The sequence below is a fragment of the Cupriavidus sp. FW306-01-F10A genome (assembly GCF_058782785.1).
Genome location: NZ_JBYSYA010000009.1, coordinates 43,731 through 60,398 on the forward strand (window position 1 = coordinate 43,731; position 16,668 = coordinate 60,398).

At 68.2% G+C, this 16,668-nt stretch carries 13 protein-coding genes; 10 read left to right on the top strand and 3 right to left on the bottom strand.

The features are described 5' to 3' along the window. Nucleotides 1-77: 77 nt before the first annotated feature. Complete coding sequence (locus AC3WLF_RS15130; protein WP_492321258.1) at nt 78-962, bottom strand: alpha/beta fold hydrolase; 885 nt, start codon at nt 960-962, stop codon at nt 78-80. Nucleotides 963-1,276: 314 nt separating this feature from the next. Here AC3WLF_RS15130 and AC3WLF_RS15135 point away from each other — a divergent pair, with 314 nt between their 5' ends. The 3 genes from AC3WLF_RS15135 (at nt 1,277) to AC3WLF_RS15145 (ending at nt 4,129) form a co-directional block, all read left to right on the top strand. Continuing rightward, nucleotides 1,277-2,371: a porin gene (locus AC3WLF_RS15135; RefSeq protein ID WP_010811691.1), complete on the top strand. Its 1,095-nt coding sequence runs from the start codon at nt 1,277-1,279 to the stop codon at nt 2,369-2,371. A gap of 112 nt (nt 2,372-2,483) precedes the next feature. Further along, nucleotides 2,484-3,476, top strand: a complete 993-nt coding sequence (locus AC3WLF_RS15140; RefSeq protein ID WP_492321259.1) for a Bug family tripartite tricarboxylate transporter substrate binding protein — start codon at nt 2,484-2,486, stop codon at nt 3,474-3,476. Nucleotides 3,477-3,637: 161 nt separating this feature from the next. Continuing rightward, the gene (locus AC3WLF_RS15145; protein ID WP_492321260.1) at nt 3,638-4,129 is read left to right on the top strand and encodes a DUF421 domain-containing protein; all 492 of its coding nucleotides are present in this window, start codon (nt 3,638-3,640) and stop codon (nt 4,127-4,129) included. A gap of 49 nt (nt 4,130-4,178) precedes the next feature. Here AC3WLF_RS15145 and AC3WLF_RS15150 read toward each other — a convergent pair whose 3' ends face one another. Both AC3WLF_RS15150 and AC3WLF_RS15155 read right to left on the bottom strand, forming a co-directional pair. Then, nucleotides 4,179-6,260 carry a 3-hydroxyacyl-CoA dehydrogenase NAD-binding domain-containing protein gene (locus tag AC3WLF_RS15150; protein ID WP_492358450.1) on the bottom strand — a complete coding sequence of 694 codons (2,082 nt, stop codon included), beginning with the start codon at nt 6,258-6,260 and terminating at the stop codon, nt 4,179-4,181. Further along, a complete protein-coding gene (locus tag AC3WLF_RS15155) occupies nt 6,257-7,642 on the bottom strand; it encodes an MFS transporter (protein ID WP_492351852.1) in 1,386 nt (461 codons plus the stop codon). Before AC3WLF_RS15155 ends, AC3WLF_RS15150 begins: the two co-directional genes overlap by 4 nt. A gap of 534 nt (nt 7,643-8,176) precedes the next feature. Here AC3WLF_RS15155 and AC3WLF_RS15160 point away from each other — a divergent pair. The 7 genes from AC3WLF_RS15160 to AC3WLF_RS15190 all read left to right on the top strand — a co-directional run bounded on the left by AC3WLF_RS15160 (nt 8,177) and on the right by AC3WLF_RS15190 (nt 16,659). Continuing rightward, nucleotides 8,177-9,361, top strand: coding sequence for an acyl-CoA dehydrogenase family protein (locus AC3WLF_RS15160; protein ID WP_492351853.1), 1,185 nt, complete (start codon nt 8,177-8,179; stop codon nt 9,359-9,361). 54 nt (nt 9,362-9,415) lie between these two features. Beyond that, the gene (locus AC3WLF_RS15165; protein WP_492356561.1) at nt 9,416-10,555 is read left to right on the top strand and encodes an acyl-CoA dehydrogenase family protein; all 1,140 of its coding nucleotides are present in this window, start codon (nt 9,416-9,418) and stop codon (nt 10,553-10,555) included. Between the two features lie 359 nt (nt 10,556-10,914). Continuing rightward, entirely contained in the window at nt 10,915-11,871 is a 957-nt protein-coding gene (locus AC3WLF_RS15170) for an ABC transporter permease (protein ID WP_035825039.1), read from the top strand. Beyond that, nucleotides 11,871-12,788 carry an ABC transporter permease gene (locus AC3WLF_RS15175; RefSeq protein ID WP_492321265.1) on the top strand — a complete coding sequence of 306 codons (918 nt, stop codon included), beginning with the start codon at nt 11,871-11,873 and terminating at the stop codon, nt 12,786-12,788. Before AC3WLF_RS15170 ends, AC3WLF_RS15175 begins: the two co-directional genes overlap by 1 nt. 125 nt (nt 12,789-12,913) lie before the next feature. Then, a complete protein-coding gene (locus AC3WLF_RS15180; protein WP_492356571.1) occupies nt 12,914-14,581 on the top strand; it encodes an ABC transporter substrate-binding protein in 1,668 nt (555 codons plus the stop codon). A gap of 19 nt (nt 14,582-14,600) precedes the next feature. Then, nucleotides 14,601-15,602: an ABC transporter ATP-binding protein gene (locus tag AC3WLF_RS15185; RefSeq protein WP_492321266.1), complete on the top strand. Its 1,002-nt coding sequence runs from the start codon at nt 14,601-14,603 to the stop codon at nt 15,600-15,602. Further along, nucleotides 15,589-16,659 carry an ABC transporter ATP-binding protein gene (locus AC3WLF_RS15190; RefSeq protein WP_492351855.1) on the top strand — a complete coding sequence of 357 codons (1,071 nt, stop codon included), beginning with the start codon at nt 15,589-15,591 and terminating at the stop codon, nt 16,657-16,659. Before AC3WLF_RS15185 ends, AC3WLF_RS15190 begins: the two co-directional genes overlap by 14 nt. Nucleotides 16,660-16,668: the final 9 nt, after the last annotated feature.

Consider the following 16,668-nt stretch of genomic DNA (forward strand, 5'->3'; position numbering starts at 1 on the left):
ACTACGAAATCTGGAACGGGTGGCGCAAGCTGCGCGCCACCGCTCGGGATGCGGCGGCAGGCGCCGCCGCGGTGGCTTCAGGTGGCGTCGTCCAGCACCGAGCGGATCAGCCGCGCGGTGGCGGCGGCCTGGTCGATATAGCAGGCGTGGCCGGCATCGGGGATCAGCGAGAACAGCAGGCCGAAGCGTTCGGCCAGCGTGCCGCAGGCTGGCGGCGTGGTGACGACATCGCGGCTGCCGCAGGCGATCCGCGTGGGCAAGGCAGTGGGGCGCCGCGCCAGGTAGGCGTGGATGTCGTCGCCGCACAGCATCGCCACCGCCTGGCGGTAGCCGTCCGGGTTCAGCCGCTGCATGTTCCAGCGCACCCATGCCTGGGCGCCGGGGTCGGCTTCCTCGCTCAGCAGCCGGGCCGGGCCGCGTTGCGCCAGGCCATCGACGCCCAGGGATTCCAGCGCCTCCAGCCGCTGCCGCGCCACCTCCCTTGCCTGCGCTTCCCTGCCCGCGCCGCCGTAGCCTTGCGCCACGCTGAGCAACAGCAGGCGCGCGGGCAGCTGGCGCGCGTTGGCGACATAGGCTGCCGCCATCAGCGCGCCCAGCGAATGCCCGACGATCAGCGCCGGCTGCACGCCCAGTGCCTGCAGCAGCCCGTCCAGCCGCTGCGCGTAGTCCGACGCCAGCGGCCGCGCCTGCGGCAGCGGCGACGAATCGCCATAGCCCGGCGCATCCCAGGCGATCACCCGCGCGTGAGCGGCCAGCAGGCTCGCGCACGGCAGCCACGACGCCGCCCCGGAACTGATGCCGTGCAGCAGCACGACCGCCGGGCCCGTGCTCCCGCCGCCGCGGTAGGCCACGCGCTCGCCGTCCGCGCCCACCTGCACCACGCGCTGGGCAAACCCGCTGTCGAGGGCTTCCAGCAACTGCCGGTCTGGCTCGGCTGGAATGTGGGGCTGATTTTGTTCCATATATAAAACTTAGGTTTGAGAATAAAACTTTTAAAGCATAGGCGTGTCGGGGTCCAGCCGGGATGAGGGTTAACGATAGAAAGATCGGAAACCTCCGCGCAGAGCCGGCGTTAGCCCTCGCGGCGTCGCCTCACTAGGGATAACCCTCCTCACATCTTGTGGAAACTCGCAGCTATATTTTGCTTGACGTTTCTTATGTTGTTTGATGTTTCATATATAAAACACAAAAGAGACCGAAACAGCATCCGCCGCCGCCATCCGCAGTGGCAGCGGACTACAAGACGACAAAACGGAAAACGGAAGGAAACTGGTAGATGAAACTTGCACGAATCGCCGCAGGCCTGGCCGCGGCTTTCCCCCTGCTGGCCTCGGCACAATCCTCGGTCACCCTGTACGGGGTCATCGACACGGGCGTCGAGTATGTGAGCAATGTCGGCGCCAACGGCGACGGCCTGGTGCGCATGCCCAACCTGACCGCGACCGTGCCCTCGCGCTGGGGCATCCGCGGCACCGAAGACCTTGGCGGCGGCCTGAAAAGCATCTTCGTGCTGGAGTCGGGCTTCTCGCCGGATTCGGGCACCTCCAACCAGGGCGGCCGCCTGTTCGGGCGCCAGGCGCTGGTCGGGCTGAGCAACCAGTACGGGCAGCTGTCGTTCGGCCGCCAGTACACCATGCTGTTCTGGGCCACGCTCGACAGCGATGTCCTGGGGCCCAACGTGTACGGCTCGGGCTCGCTCGACAGCTACCTGCCCAATACGCGCGCCGACAACGCGGTGTCGTACAAGGCCAACTTCAGCGGTTTCGTGGTGGGCGCCACCTACAGCTTCGGGCGCGATGCGGTCAACGCCGGCCCCAGCCCCTCGGGCACCAACTGCGCCGGCGAGAACGCCACCGACAAGAAGGCGTGCCGCCAGTGGTCGGCCATGCTCGGCTACGACAACAAGACCTGGGGCGTCACCGCCGCGTATGACTCGCAGCGCGGCGGCCCGGGCGCCTTCGGCGGCCTGACCAACAGCAACCTGACCGACGACCGCCTGTCGCTGGGCGGCTACATGCTGTTCCAGCGCACCAAGATCGGCGCCGGCTGGATCCGCCGCGACAACGAGGGCAGCCCCACGCCGATCAGCGACCTGTACTACGCCGGCGCGTCCTACGACATCACCCCCGCGGTCAACCTGGCCGGCCAGGTCTACTTCCTGAACTACCACGGCAGCGACAACCAGGCCATGCTGTATACGCTGCGCGCGATGTACAGCTTCAGCAAGCGCACCTCGGTGTACGCCACCGCCGGCTTCATCAACAACGGCGGCCAGCTGGCCATGTCGGTCAGCGGCGGCTCGCCTGGCTCGAACCCGCGCCCGGGCGAGAACCAGTGGGGCTCGATGATCGGCATCAAGCACGTTTTCTGATTTCCTCCGCGCCCCCCGGCGGTACCGTCCGGCGCAGGCAAGGCGCCGGACGCCAACACAGATATTGGCCCCGGCCCGTCCGGGCGCCACGTCTTACAGAGGTCTGAACATCATGAAGTCCGTACGCCGCAAAGTACTCGCCACGCTGGCCGCCGCGACCGCCCTGGTCGCTGCCACCGGCGGCACCGCCCTGGCCCAGGGTGCGTACCCGAACAAGCCCATCACCATCGTTGTCGCCTACCCGGCCGGCGGCGACGTCGACGTGCTGGCGCGCCTGTTCGCGGAAAAGCTCGCCCCGCGCCTGAAGCAGTCGGTGGTGGTGGAAAACCGCACCGGCGCCGCCGGCACCATCGGCAGCGCCTACGTGGCGCGCGCCAACCCGGACGGCTACACCCTGCTGCTGGCCCCCAACACCGTCGCCCTCGCGCCGCTGGTGCTCAAGGCCGGCACCGGCGCCAGCTATGACGTGCAGCACGACCTCACTCCCATCAGCCAGATCGGCACGCAGTCGCTGTTCGTGGTCGTCAACAAGGGCAGCGGCATCACCAAGGTCAGCGAGCTGGTGGCGCGCGCCAAGGCCGGCAAGGTGGAAACCTATGCCACGCCCGGCAATGGCTCGCCGATGCACATCATGGGTGAGCTGTTCAACAAGTCCGCCGGCATCAAGATCAGCCAGGTGCCCTACCGCGGCCTGGCGCCCGCCATCGTCGACGTGATCGGCGGGCAGGTGCCGGTGACCTACATCACCTACGGCGCGATCTCGCAGTACGTCGGCAACGGCAGCCTGGTGCCGCTGGCGGTTGCGGACCAGAAGCGCTCGCCGTTCGCGCCCAACGTGCCGACGCTGGCCGAGCTGGGCTACAAGGATGTGGAGATCGGCGCCTGGCAGGCCCTGCTCGGGCCCAAGGGCATGCCGGCCGACCTGGTGCGCACGCTCAACACGCACGTCAACGAGATCCTGAAGATGCCCGACGTGGTGGCGCGCATGGCCACCATCGCGGTCACGCCGGCGGGCGGCGAGCCGGCGGTGCTGTCGAAGCTGATCGCCGCCGACACCGCCCGCTACACCAAGGTGGTCAAGGAGTTCGGCATCCAGGCGGACTAGCCTGAGACCGGACCGCCAGGCGTCCCCGCCGCATGCGGGACGCCTGGCTTTCAGCGCAGCAAACCGTACGCGCCAGGTGTAAGAATTACCCGCGGCGCGGCGACGCCCGTGCCACCGCCGCCATCGTTGCAAAGTGGCCCGGAAGTTGCTGGGTAGCGCGCATGGACCTGTCATTCGACTGGCGCGAAGCCCTCCTCCTGACCCTGTCCCCGCTCGAGATCGTCGCGCGCGGCACGTTGATGTACTGGGTGCTGTTCCTGCTGTTCCGCTTCGTGGTCCGGCGCGACATCGGCTCGCTGGGCATCGCCGACCTGCTGCTGGTGGTGATCGTCGCCGACGCCGCGCAGAACGGCATGGCAGGCAACGGCGAGAGCGTCGCCGATGCCGTGCTGCTGGTGGTCACGCTGATCGCCTGGAACCGGCTGATCGACCTGCTGGCCTACCACTCCCCCGCTTTCCAGCGCTTTGCCGAACCCAGGAAGGTGCTGCTGGTGCGCAACGGCACCAAGCTGCGCGAGAACATGCGGCGCGAATCCATCACCGACGAAGAGCTCGAAGCCAAGTACCGGCAGGAGGGCCTGGAATCGATCGACGAGGTCAAGGCGCTGTACCTGGAGTCTGACGGCAAGGTCAGCGTGGTCAAGAAGAAGTAGGCGCCTGGCCGGCGCATGGCACCGGCCGGCCGAGGCAGCCCTTGCTGCCTTACCTGAGGTCGGCGAACCTGCGCCCTTGCGCCGCCAGCTCCTCCAGCAGTGGCGCCGGCGTGAAGTCCGCGCCATACAGCGCCTCATAGCGCCGCATCGCCGCCAGCACCTTGTCCAGCCCGATGGTGTCGGCATGGAACATCGGGCCGCCGCGATACACCGGCCAGCCGTAGCCGTTCACCCAGATCACGTCGATGTCCGAGGCGCGGATCGCCTTGCCTTCCTGCAGGATCTTCGCGCCTTCGTTGATCATCGGATAGATGCAGCGCTCCAGGATCTCCCGCTCCGACACCACGCGGCTGTTCCTGCCCTGTTTCGCGGCGAAGTCGCGAATGGCCTGCTCGACCACCGGCGACGGCTTCGCGTTGCGCTGTTCGTCGTAGTCGTAGTAGCCGGCGCCGGCCTTCTGTCCGCGGCGGTCCATCTCGCACAGCACCTCGCGCAGCGTCGAGCCGCTGGACTTCTCGCGCACCCAGCCAAGGTCAAGCCCGGCGAGATCGCTCATGGCGAAGGGCCCCATCGGAAAGCCGAAGTCGTACAGCACGCGGTCCACGTCCCACGGCAGCGCCCCGTCCAGCACCAGCTTCTGGGCCTCGCGCTGGCGCTGGGCCAGCATGCGGTTGCCGACAAAACCCGGGCACACCCCGACCAGCGCCGCGACCTTGCCGATCTTGCGCGCGAGTTCCATCGCGGTGCGGATCACCGGCTTTGCGGTCTTGTCGCCGCGCACCACTTCCAGCAGCTTCATCACGTTGGCGGGCGAGAAGAAATGCAGGCCGATGACCGCCTCCGGGCGCGAGGTCGCGGCCGCGATCACGTTCACGTCCAGCGCCGAGGTATTGGTGGCAAGGATGGCGCCCGGTTTGGCGATCCGGTCCAGCTTGCCGAACAGGTCCTGCTTGACCTCCATGTTCTCGAACACCGCTTCGATGATCAGGTCGGCATCGGCCAGCTGCTGCAGGTCCAGCGTGGGAGTCAGTAGCGCCATGCGCGCCTCGACACCGGCCGCGCTGAGCCGGCCCTTGCGCGCGGTGTTGTCGTAGTTGGCCCGGATCGTCTTCAGGCCGCGGTCGAGCGCCTGCTGCGAAGTCTCGACGATGGTCACCGGGTAGCCGGCGTTGAGGAAATTCATGGCGATGCCGCCGCCCATGGTGCCCGCGCCGACGATGCCGATGCGCCTGACCGCAAGCGCGGGCGTGTCGGCTCCCACATCGGGCACGTTCCATACCTGGCGCGAGGCAAAGAAGTAGTAGCGCTGTGCCGCCGACTGCGTGCCGTTGAGCAGTTCGGTGAACAGCTCGCGCTCGCGCTTCAGGCCGGCTTCGAACGGCAGCTCCACCGCCGCCTCGATGCAGCGGATATTGAACTCGGGCGCATCGAAGCCGCGAAAGCGCCGCGCATTGGCCTTGCGGAAGGCAGCGAACAGCTCCGGCTTGCCGCGCGCGGCCGCCACCTTGTCATCGGATTCGCGCACCTTGCGCAGGGGCCGCTGCTCGGCCACCACCTTGCGCGCGAACGCCACCGCGTCGGCGCGCAACGAGGCGTCGTCGGTCAGCAGGTCGACCAGGCCCATCTCCGCCGCGGCGCTGGCCGCCACGTGCGTGCCCGAGGTGACCATCTCCAGCGCCTGTTCCGGGCCCACGATACGCGGCAGCCGCTGGGTGCCGCCCGCCCCCGGCAGCAGGCCAAGATTGACTTCCGGCAGCCCGCACTTTGCCGAGCGCGTGGCAATGCGGTAATGGCACACCAGCGCCAGCTCCAGCCCGCCGCCGAGCGCGGTGCCGTGGATGGCGGCCACCACCGGCTTGGGTGCGTCCTCGATCATGGCCTGCACCTGCGCCAGCGGCGGGCCCGCCGGCGGCTTGCCAAACTCGGTGATGTCCGCGCCCGCGACAAAGGTCTTGCCGGCGCAGATCAGCACCACGGCCTTGACGGCATCGTCGGCGAGCGCGCGCGCCATGCCGTCGCGGATGCCACTGCGCACGGCCGCGGACAGTGCATTGACAGGGGGCGAGTCGAGGGTCAGGACGGCGATGTCGGCGTCCACCGCGAGGTCGGTCACGGCGTTGATGGCGGTCATGGATCGGTTCTCCTGGATTGAATCGGTGTGGGGTGCCGGTGCAGGCCCGGCGGAGGCTCAAGCGCCGCCCTGCGCCGGCGCGGGTCGACAATGCGCAGGGCCAGCACGAAGGCGGCGCACTTGACCAGGATGGCGAGCGCGAACACCACCCAGAAGCGCACGCCCTGGGCCAGCAGGCCGCCGCAGACCGGGCCGATGGCCATCATCGCGAAAGTGGCGGTATCGGACACCGCCAGCAGCATGGGCCGGTCCTTGCGGCTGCCGAACTCCATCACCAGGTTGTCCGCGGAGATGAAGAAGCCGCCGAAGGCGGCGCCCAGCCCGCAGAAGGCAAGCAGGAAGCCGGGCAGCGTGGTGCCGCACAGCAGCAGCAGCGTTGCCGCCACCCACAGCGCGATGCTGGCCAGGAACACCAGCCGGTAGCCGTGGCGGTCGGCGATGCGGCCCCAGGCCAGGCTGCTGGTGGTCTGCGCCAGCAGGTAGGCCAGGCTCATGTAGCCCAGCACCGCGCCGGACAGGTCGATATGGGTGCCGGCATAGATCGCATAGAACGGCATCGCCATCATGCCGAACGCCACCAGCGCGCGCGCCACGAAGAAACGCACGAAATCGCGGTCCGCGCGCAGCAGCGCCGGCACCTCGGCCAGGCGGCGCAGGAAGCCCGCCGGCAGGCGCACGTCGTGCAGGGTCGGCTCGCGCATCTGCGTGAGCGCCGAAATGCCGATGCTGGTCAGCACGAAGGCCGCCAGGAAAGTGGCGGCATAGCCGTTGCCCAGCACCTGGTTGCCCACCAGGTAGCGCCCGCCCAGCCACGCCACCGCGGCCGCGGTGAGCCCGCCGCAGAAATTGCGCAGCGCGGTCAGCCGGCCGCGGCGCGCCAGCGGGATGATCTTGGAGGTCAGGTAGTTGAAGCTGACGTTCTGCACCCCGTTGAGCAGCCCGAACAGCAGCAGGAAGATGCCCGCCGCGACCAGCGCCGCCTCGCCCGACAGCCACAGCGCCGACAGCGCCAGCCCCAGGATCTGCGCACGCACCAGCCAGCCCACCAGGTAGATCAGCGGCATTACGCGCGGGCGGTGCTCGATCAGCGTGGCGCCCCAGATCGACGACGCGGCCATGCCCGCATATTGCGCGGACAGCACGATGCCGACGGTCAGCTTGGAGCCGGACAGCAGGTACAGGTAGGCCGGCACGAAGGTGGGCGCGGTCACCAGCCTGAACCCGGTCATGCCCAGCATGCCGTGCGCCAGGTACGCGCGGGCGTTGCGCGGCAGGTGCTGGTCGACATGCTTGAGATAGCACCGCTCAGCCTGTTCATGCGCGCTCAGGTCAGGTCCCTCATCGGGGCCGGCTACCCGCTCGGGGGTCCGCGTGCATGTCATGCGCCGTGACCTATGCCGCCTGAATCCCCCTGGCGCACGCGGTCCGGCGCACCGGCACCGGGATACGAAACGGTTCGCTGGTCGAGCGAAGGCATGACGACGGGCACGGCTTGGTCTCCCTATGGCACCGGTCTGCGTTGGCAACTTGCCTGTCCGGCATCTCACGCAACCGGTGCATCCCCGCTTTTTCGTGATAGCGGTATGTTTTGAACGGATGCTACCACAGGAAACGCCCCCAACGCCTGACCTCCCTTTCACCGGGTAATTACGTCGAATTACCCCTTCATTTCTGGGATATTTCGTGCTGCAGCGCAACCTCGGATATGAACTATGGCCTGCGATGCGTGCACTTTGCAGCTCTGGCCGCAGCGCCCGCCACATCCATTTTAGGTAATTGAGTATTGACGCTACCAGATGCGACTTGTATAACGGGATACGCCGCCTGGCCGACCAGCCAGGTGCGGGCGACCTCACCGGCAGCGCGCCAGAGAAAGAGGCGTCCAGCGACAGGCACCCGAGAACAAGGAGACACGCGTGGACGAGTTGGAGACCTTCCGGCAGCAGGCGCGCGCCTGGCTGGAGCAGAACTGTCCGGCCGAGATGCGGCAGCCGGTGCGCAACGAAGACGACATCTGCTGGGGCGGGCGCAGGTTCCGCTTCCAGTCCGAGGCCCAGCGCCAGTGGCTTGGCCGCATGGCCGACAAGGGCTGGACCGTGCCCGAATGGCCCACGGAATACGGCGGCGCCGGCCTGCCGCGCGAGCAGGCCAAGGTGCTGCGCGAGGAAATGGCCCGGCTCGGCTGCCGCGTGCCGCTGCAGAGCTTCGGCATCTCCATGCTTGGCCCCGCCCTGCTCAGGTACGGCACCGAGGCCCAGAAGCGCGAGCACCTGCCCCGCATCGCCCGCGGCGAGATCCGCTGGTGCCAGGGCTACTCCGAGCCCAACGCCGGCTCCGACCTGGCCGCGCTGCAGACCCGCGCCGAGGACCGCGGCGATCATTTCCTGGTCAACGGCCAGAAGGTGTGGACGTCCTATGCCGACCAGGCCGACTGGATCTTCTGCCTGGTGCGCACCGATGCCGCGGCGCAAAAGCACACCGGCATCAGCTTCCTGCTGTTCGACATGGAAACGCCGGGCGTGACGACCCGGCCCATCCCGCTGATCTCCGGCAAATCCCCATTCTGCGAGACCTTCTTCGACGACGTCGCGGTGCCCCGCGCACAACTGGTCGGCGAGCTCAACCGCGGCTGGGAGATTGCCAAGTACCTGCTCACCCATGAGCGCGAGATGATCAGCGCCATCGGCAGCCGCGGCATGCGGCAGCCGCTTGGCGCGCACGCTGCCAAGGCCATCGGGCTGGACGCCGCCGGCCGGCTTGACGAGCCGATGCTGCGCGCGCACATCGCGCAGTTCGAGATCGACGAGGCCGCCTTTGCCGCGGCCGGCGAGCGCGTGCGCGACCTGGCCCGCCAGGGCGAGGGCATCGCGGCGTTCTCGTCGGTGCTCAAGTACTACGGTGCGGAACTGAACAAGCGCCGCCACGAGCTGCTGATGTCGATCGGCGGCAGCGACGCGCTGGAGTGGGAAAGCGAGCGCAGCCAGCAGGGCGCGCTGGCACGCGCGTGGCTGCGCAGCAAGGCGAACTCGATCGAGGGCGGCACCAGCGAGGTCCAGCTCAATATCGTCGCCAAGCGCCTGCTCGGCCTGCCGGGCGCCTGAGCCCGGCACCGCGCGCTCTCCCCCGCTGCCACGTACCCAGACACGAGTCCGCCCATGCCCATCGTACTGAACCAGACGCAGGAAATGCTGCGCGACAGCGCCCTGACCTTCCTGCGCGAATCCGCCCCGATCTCCGCGCTGCGCACGCTGCGCGATACCCGCGACGAGACCGGCTTCTCCCGCTCCTTGTGGCAGCAATTTGCCGAACTCGGCTTCGCCGGCGTGCTGGTGCCCGAGCAATATGGCGGCAGCGGCCTGGGCGTGGTGGAGGCCGGCATCATCATGGAAGCGATCGGGCGCACGCTGGCGCCCTCGCCGTTCCTGTCCACCGCCGTGCTGGGCGCGGCGCTGCTCACCCACTACGGCAGCGATGCGCAGCGCACGGCGATGCTGCCCGCCATAACCGCCGGCCAGCACCTGACCGCGCTGGCACTGGAAGAGAGCGCCAGGCACCGGCCCATGCGCCATGCCCTGCGCGCAAGCGCCGACGGCGACGGCTTCCGCCTCGACGGCGACAAGGTCTTTGTCGTCGATGGCCACGTCGCCGACACCCTGATCGTGGCGGCGCGCACCGCCGGCGCGCCCGACGACCGCGACGGCATCACGCTCTTCCTGGTTCCTGCCGGCAGCGCCGGCCTCTCGATCGAGCGTACGGTCATGGCCGACGCCACCAATGCGGCGCGCGTGACCCTGCGCGAGGTGCGGCTGCCGGGCGCCGCTGTGCTGGGCACCCCCGGCAATGGCGCCGCCATGCTGGAGCGCGTGCTCGACGTTGGCCGCGCCGTGCTGGCGTCCGAACTGCTCGGCATCGCCGACGAAACCTTCGAGCGCACACTTGCCTACCTGAAGGAGCGCCGCCAGTTCGGCCGCATCATCGGCGAGTACCAGGCGCTGCAGCACCGCGCCGCGCACCTGTTCACCGAGATCGAGATCACCCGTGCCGCCGTGCTGCAGTGCCAGCAGCGGCTCGATGCCGGCACGGACGACGCCGCCGGCCTGGTCTGCGTTGCCAAGGCGCGCGCTGGCACCAGCGCGACCCTGGCCGTGCAGGAGGGCGTGCAGATGCATGGCGGCATCGGCATGACCGACGCACTGGAGATCGGCTTCTTCATGAAGCGGGCACGCACGGCCCAGGAACTGCTTGGCGATGCCAACGCCCAGTTGCAGCGCTGGGCCACGCTGCGCGGCTACTAGCCAGCGCGCGCGCTGGCGCAGGCAACGTGCAGCCGGGCCCGGCGTGCGCGTGCCGGCGCGCGTCCCGCACACCGCCGCGGGGCCATGGAAAACCACTAGCCTTTCCGCGCGGCAATCGGGTTGTTTTCGTTTCGAACGATCAGTATGCTGGGATCACGGCCTCGCAAGACCACCCGCAACGGTGTTTCACCACCGGTGAAATAGCAAAAACCACTCCCACCCAGCAGCAGAATCCTGTGCTGGCGGATGCAAAGGGATCGGGAGACAGGAGACGACATGCACCAAGCATCATGCAGATTCGTGTTGCCGGTATCCTCCGTTTCGGCCAGCCGCGCCAACGCGGCGCTGCGAGGGCTGCGATGAGCGCCTACGTGCTGCGCCGGCTGCTGGCGCTGGTCCCCACGCTCTTGTTCGCCAGCCTGATCGTCTTCACCATCGTGCGCATGGTGCCCGGCGATGTGGTCGACCTGATGCTGAGCCAGAACGACATCAGCGCCGATACCCGTACCCGCGAAGACCTGGTCCGCGCCCTCGGCATGGACCGCCCGATGTGGCAGCAGTATGTGCACTGGGTCGGCGGCATCGTGCTGCGCGGCGACCTGGGCCAGTCCCTGTGGCAGGGCGAGCCGGTGCTGTCGATGGTGACCGCGCGCATTCCCGCCACCTTCTCGCTGGGCGTGATCGCGCTGGTGGTGGCGCTGTCGGTGGCGCTGCCGATCGGCGTGCTGTCTGCCATCCGCCAGGACAGCGCCGCCGACTACATCGCGCGCTCGTTCTCCATCCTGATGCTGGCCATCCCCAGCTTCTGGCTCGGCACCATGGTGATGGTGTTCCCCTCGGTCTGGTGGGGCTGGTCGCCCGAGGCCCGCTACGTGCCCTTCCATGAAGACCCGGTGCAGCATGTGCGCAACATGCTGATCCCCGCCATCGTGCTGGGCATGGCGCTGTCCGCCATCACCATGCGCATGACCCGCACCATGATGCTCGAGGTGCTGCGCCAGGACTATATCCGCACCGCCTGGGCCAAGGGCCTGAGCGAGCGCCTGGTGGTGCTGCGCCACGCCCTGCGCAACGCGCTGATCCCGGTGGTGACGCTGATCGGACTGCAGGCGCCGCTGCTGATCGGCGGCGCGGTCATCATCGAGCAGATCTTCGCGCTGCCCGGCATGGGCCTGCTGCTGCTCGACGCCGTGCACCAGCGCGACTATCCGGTCATCACCGGCGTGTTCCTGGTGGTGGGCGTCGCGGTGATGCTGATCAACCTGCTCGTCGACCTGAGCTACGGGCTGTTCGATCCCAAAGTGAGGCACCGCTGATGGCCAAACCCGCCCTGCACCCCAATCCCGCCGCCCCCGCTGCTGTTGCCGCGCCGGCCCGGCGCGCCGTGCCCGGCCGCGGGCTGCTCGGCCGGCTGTTCCGCGACAAGCCGCTGGGCGCCGCCGGCGCCGTCATCTGCGCCATCTTCCTGTTCTGCGGCGTGTTTGCCGAGCTGCTGGCGCCGTACGGCATGAACGAGATCAACATGCTGCAACGGCTGCAGGCGCCCTCCTGGGCGCATCCGTTCGGCACCGACAACCTTGGCCGCGACATGCTGTCGCGCTGCCTGTACGGCGCGCAGCTGTCGGTGGTGATCGGCCTGAGCGCGGCCACGCTCGCCACGGCGATCTCGGTGCTGCTCGGCATCCTGACCGGCTACCTCGGCGGCAAGCTGGACCTGATCGTTCAGCGCATGGTCGATGCCTGGATGAGCTTCCCGGACCTGGTGATCCTGATCGTGGTGGTCTCGGTGCTGGGCCCGGGCAGCTGGCAGATCGTCTGCACGCTGGGGCTGCTGCTTGGCATCGGCGGCTCGCGCATCGTGCGCAGCGCGGTGGTCTCGGTGCGCGAGAACATGTATGTCCACGCCGCGCAATCGATGGGCGCGTCAACCACGCGCATCCTGTGGCGCCATATCCTGCCCAATGTCCTGCCCCCGGTGATCGTGCTGTTCACCACCCGGGTCGGCACGGCAATCCTCGCGGAATCCGGCCTGTCCTTCCTGGGCCTGGGCGTGCCGCCGCCCGCGCCCACGTGGGGCGGCATGCTGTCAGGCGACGGCCGCACCTTCATGTTCCAGGGCCCCTGGCTGGCGCTGGCGCCGGGCATCTGCCTCACCATCGTGGTCTACGCGATCAATATCTACGGCGACGCCCTGCGCGACCTGCTGGACCCACGCATGCGCGGCACGCGCTAGCGCCCGCCCGAATAGCAATCCCCGCCGCGCTGGCGCGCGGGGCACGGATTTCCCGCGCGGCCATGCCGCCGGGCCAACGGCAGTCGACCACGGAGGGCTTCGGTTTGAACACACAGGCATCCTCGATGTTGGCGGGCGTGGTGCTCGCCTTGTGCGCAGCCACGGCGGGCGCGCAGAGCGACGCGCCCAAGTACGGCGGCACGCTGGAGATCGGCTCGGTCTACCCGACCATCTCGGCCCTGTCATGGGACCTCGCCGACTGGAACTGGAAGCAGAACTACGACACCGGCCAGGTCTACGAGCAGCTGTTCGTGGCCGACCTGTCCAAGTCCAGGCGCCTCGGCGGCAAGTACAGTTTCCAGGCCGACGCGTGGCTGCCCGAGGACGCCATCCGCGGCGAACTGGCCGAAAGCTGGAAATGGCTCGATCCGCAGACGCTGGAAGTCAGGCTGCGCAAGGGCGTCAGGTTCCCGGCCAAGCCCGGCGTGATGGAAGAGCGCGAACTGGTGGCGGACGACGTGGTCTTCAGCTACACGCGCCAGGCCGAAAGCGCGAAGAAGATCCCCACCTATTTCGACCACCTGGCCAAGGTGGAAGCGAAGGACAAGCATACGGTGCTGTTCCGCTTCAGCAAGTACAACGCCGAGTGGGACTACCGCTTCGGCTGGGGCTACTACTCCGGCATCATGCCGAAGGAGGTGGCCAACGCCGGCGCCGGCAACTGGAAGCACGTCAATGGCAGCGGCCCGTTCCAGCTGACCCAGTTTGTGCAGGGCAACGCCAGCACCTATACGCGCAACGCCTTGTACTGGGATACCGAGAAGGTGGGCGGCAAGGATTTCAAGCTGCCTTTCGTCGACAAGATGGTGCTGCGCACCATCAAGGACGAAGCCACGCGCAACACCATGCTGCGCACGGGCAAGCTCGACGTCATGGAAGGCATACGCTGGACCTCGGTGGAGGAGCTGAAGAAGAGCGCGCCGCAGCTGCAATGGTCGCGCTGGCTGTCCTTCACCGGGCAGTACCTGGCCATGCGCGTTGACACCAAGCCTTTCAACGATATCCGCGTGCGCCGCGCGCTCAACATGGCGGTCAACAAGCAGGAGATCGTCAAGCAGTACTACGGCGGCAACGCGGAACTGTTCGCCTATCCGCAGCACCCGGACTATGTGGGCTACTTCGAGCCGCTCAGCGCCATGCCGGAGAACGTGAAGGAGCTCTTCACCTACAACCCCGACAAGGCCCGCAAGCTGCTGGCCGAGGCCGGCTACCCCAAGGGCTTCAAGTTCAAGGTGCAGGTGTGCGCATGCGCCCCGGACCATATGGAGCTGCTGCCGCTGATCGCCGCGTACCTGGAACAGGTCAATGTGCGCATCGAAATCCAGCCGATGGAGTACGGCGCGTTCCTGTCCGCGATGACGACCCGGACCAATGCGCCCGGCTACATGATGGCCAACGGCCATACCAATCCCACCACCACGATCCGCAAGAGCTTCGTGCCGGGACAGGTATGGAACGCCGCGCAGTGGGGCAACGACGCGTACACGAAGCGGGTGGAAGCCGCCTTCGAGCTGCGCGACCTCGGCAAGCGGCAGGAAGCGCTGCGCGGGCTCACGCGCGATATCCTGGCCGAAGCGCCCTATATCTGGCTGCCCACGCCCTACATGTACACCGCCTGGTGGCCGTGGGTGCGCAACTACGGCGGCGAGCTGCGCGCGGGCGCGGTGCGGCCCGGGCCGATCTATGCACGCATGTGGATCGACCAGGACATGAAGAAGAAGCTTGGCTTCTGAGCCGCCCGAGGAGACACGCATGACGCAGCCCATCCTGCAGGTCAGGGACCTCACCACGCGCTTTCGCACCGATCGCGGCGTGGTGACCGCCGTCGACCAGGTCTCGTTCGACGTGGCCCCGGGCGAGACCCTGGCCATCGTCGGTGAATCCGGCTCGGGCAAGAGCGTGACTGCCCTGTCGATACTGGGCCTGATCCCCGCCCCGGGCGGCTCGATCGACGCCGGCGAGATCGTGTTCGAGGGCCAGGACTTGCTCAGGCTCGGCCCCCGCGGCATGCGTGCCATCCGCGGCAACCGCATCGCGATGATCTTCCAGGAGCCGATGTCGTCGATGAACCCGGCGCTCACCATCGGCAAGCAGATTGCCGAGCCCATCCACCTGCATCGCGGCCTGCCCTGGAAGACCGCGCTGGGGATGGCCGGCGAGCTGCTCGGCAAGGTCCAGATCCCCGAGCCCCAGAGCCGGCTTTCAGCCTATCCGCACCAGTTTTCGGGCGGCATGCGCCAGCGCGCGATGATTGCCATGGCGCTGGCCTGCGAGCCGCGCCTGATCATCGCCGACGAGCCCACCACCGCGCTCGACGTCACCGTGCAGGCCCAGATCCTGGACCTGCTGAAGGACCTGGCCGAGCGCATGGGCACGGCGCTGATCCTGATCACGCATGACCTGGGCGTGGTGGCGCGCTATGCCGACCGGGTTGCCGTGATGTACGGTGGCAGGCTGGTGGAGACCGCTTCCGCCGAGGCCCTGTACCGGCAGCCCGCCCACCCCTACACGCGCGGGCTGATGGCCTCCGTGCCGCGCATTGACGGCGACACCCGGGAGCCGCTGGTTCCCATCGAAGGCCAGCCGCCCGACCTGACTGCGCTGGGCCCGGGCTGCGCCTTCCTGCCGCGCTGCAAGCAGGCGATCGACCAGTGCCGCAGCGCCCGGCCGCCGTTGCTCGGCGTGCCGGACGCGGCCACGCGGCAGCTTTCCGACCAACATTTCAAGGCGTGCTTCCTCCATGAACTCCATTGAAGCGATAGCGGAGCCGGCAACGGGAAACGGCGGTGTGCAGGCGGGTGTGCAGCTTCACGTGCGGGCCGACGTGCAGAGTGGCGATGAGATCCTGCGCGTCGACGACCTCAAGGTGCATTTCCCGGTCACGCGCGGCGTGCTGCTCAAGCGCCAGGTGGGCTCGGTCAGGGCGGTCGACGGCGTGTCATTCACTCTGCGCCGTGGCGAGACCCTGGGCCTGGTCGGCGAAAGCGGCTGCGGCAAGTCCACCACCGGGCTTGCCATCCTCAAGATGCTGGCCGCCAGCGCCGGACGCATCGCCTTCCGCGGCGACGACCTGGCCAGCTTCACGCGCGCGCAGGAGCAGCAATTCCGCCGCAGCGTGCAGATGGTCTACCAGGATCCCTTCGGCTCCCTGAACCCGCGCATGAAGGTCAGCGACATCATCAGCGAACCGCTGGAGGTGCATGATTTCCCTGGCGGGCGCAGCGCCCGTCGCGCGCGCGTGGCGGAGTTGCTGGACATGGTCGGGCTGCTGCCCTATATGGCGGACCGCTACCCGCACGAATTCTCCGGCGGGCAGCGCCAGCGCATCGGCATCGCCCGCGCGCTGGCGCTCGGGCCCAGCGTCATCGTCTGCGATGAGCCGGTGTCGGCGCTCGACGTGTCGATCCAGGCGCAGGTGGTCAACGTGCTAATGTCGCTGCAGCGGCGGCTTGGCCTGTCCTACCTGTTCATCGCGCACGACCTGGCCGTGGTGCGGCATATCAGCGACCGCATCGCGGTAATGTACCTGGGCCGCATCGTCGAGATCGCAAGCCGCGAGGCGCTCTACGCCCGCCCCCGCCATCCCTACACCCAGGCGCTGCTGTCCGCGGTGCCGGTGGCCAGCGTGGAAGGCGAGCGCAGCCGCAAGCGCATCGTGCTGCAGGGCGAGGTGCCGAGCCCGATGAATCCGCCATCGGGATGCCGCTTCCATACCCGCTGCCCAGTGGCGATGGCGCGTTGCCGCAGCGAAGACCCGGCGCTGCAGGCGCAGCCGGATGGCCAGATGGTGGCCTGCCACCTCTACACTTGAGCGTGCGCT

What these genes read in the sequence shown, in the direction of transcription:
- AC3WLF_RS15130 (WP_492321258.1), bottom strand. Translation starts at nt 962, where the DNA reads ATGGAACAAAATCAGCCCCACATTCCAGCCGAGCCAGACCGGCAGTTG.
- AC3WLF_RS15135 (WP_010811691.1), top strand. Translation starts at nt 1,277, where the DNA reads ATGAAACTTGCACGAATCGCCGCAGGCCTGGCCGCGGCTTTCCCCCTG.
- AC3WLF_RS15140 (WP_492321259.1), top strand. Translation starts at nt 2,484, where the DNA reads ATGAAGTCCGTACGCCGCAAAGTACTCGCCACGCTGGCCGCCGCGACC.
- AC3WLF_RS15145 (WP_492321260.1), top strand. Translation starts at nt 3,638, where the DNA reads ATGGACCTGTCATTCGACTGGCGCGAAGCCCTCCTCCTGACCCTGTCC.
- AC3WLF_RS15150 (WP_492358450.1), bottom strand. Translation starts at nt 6,260, where the DNA reads ATGACCGCCATCAACGCCGTGACCGACCTCGCGGTGGACGCCGACATC.
- AC3WLF_RS15155 (WP_492351852.1), bottom strand. Translation starts at nt 7,642, where the DNA reads ATGACATGCACGCGGACCCCCGAGCGGGTAGCCGGCCCCGATGAGGGA.
- AC3WLF_RS15165 (WP_492356561.1), top strand. Translation starts at nt 9,416, where the DNA reads ATGCCCATCGTACTGAACCAGACGCAGGAAATGCTGCGCGACAGCGCC.
- AC3WLF_RS15170 (WP_035825039.1), top strand. Translation starts at nt 10,915, where the DNA reads ATGAGCGCCTACGTGCTGCGCCGGCTGCTGGCGCTGGTCCCCACGCTC.
- AC3WLF_RS15175 (WP_492321265.1), top strand. Translation starts at nt 11,871, where the DNA reads ATGGCCAAACCCGCCCTGCACCCCAATCCCGCCGCCCCCGCTGCTGTT.
- AC3WLF_RS15180 (WP_492356571.1), top strand. Translation starts at nt 12,914, where the DNA reads ATGTTGGCGGGCGTGGTGCTCGCCTTGTGCGCAGCCACGGCGGGCGCG.
- AC3WLF_RS15185 (WP_492321266.1), top strand. Translation starts at nt 14,601, where the DNA reads ATGACGCAGCCCATCCTGCAGGTCAGGGACCTCACCACGCGCTTTCGC.
- AC3WLF_RS15190 (WP_492351855.1), top strand. Translation starts at nt 15,589, where the DNA reads ATGAACTCCATTGAAGCGATAGCGGAGCCGGCAACGGGAAACGGCGGT.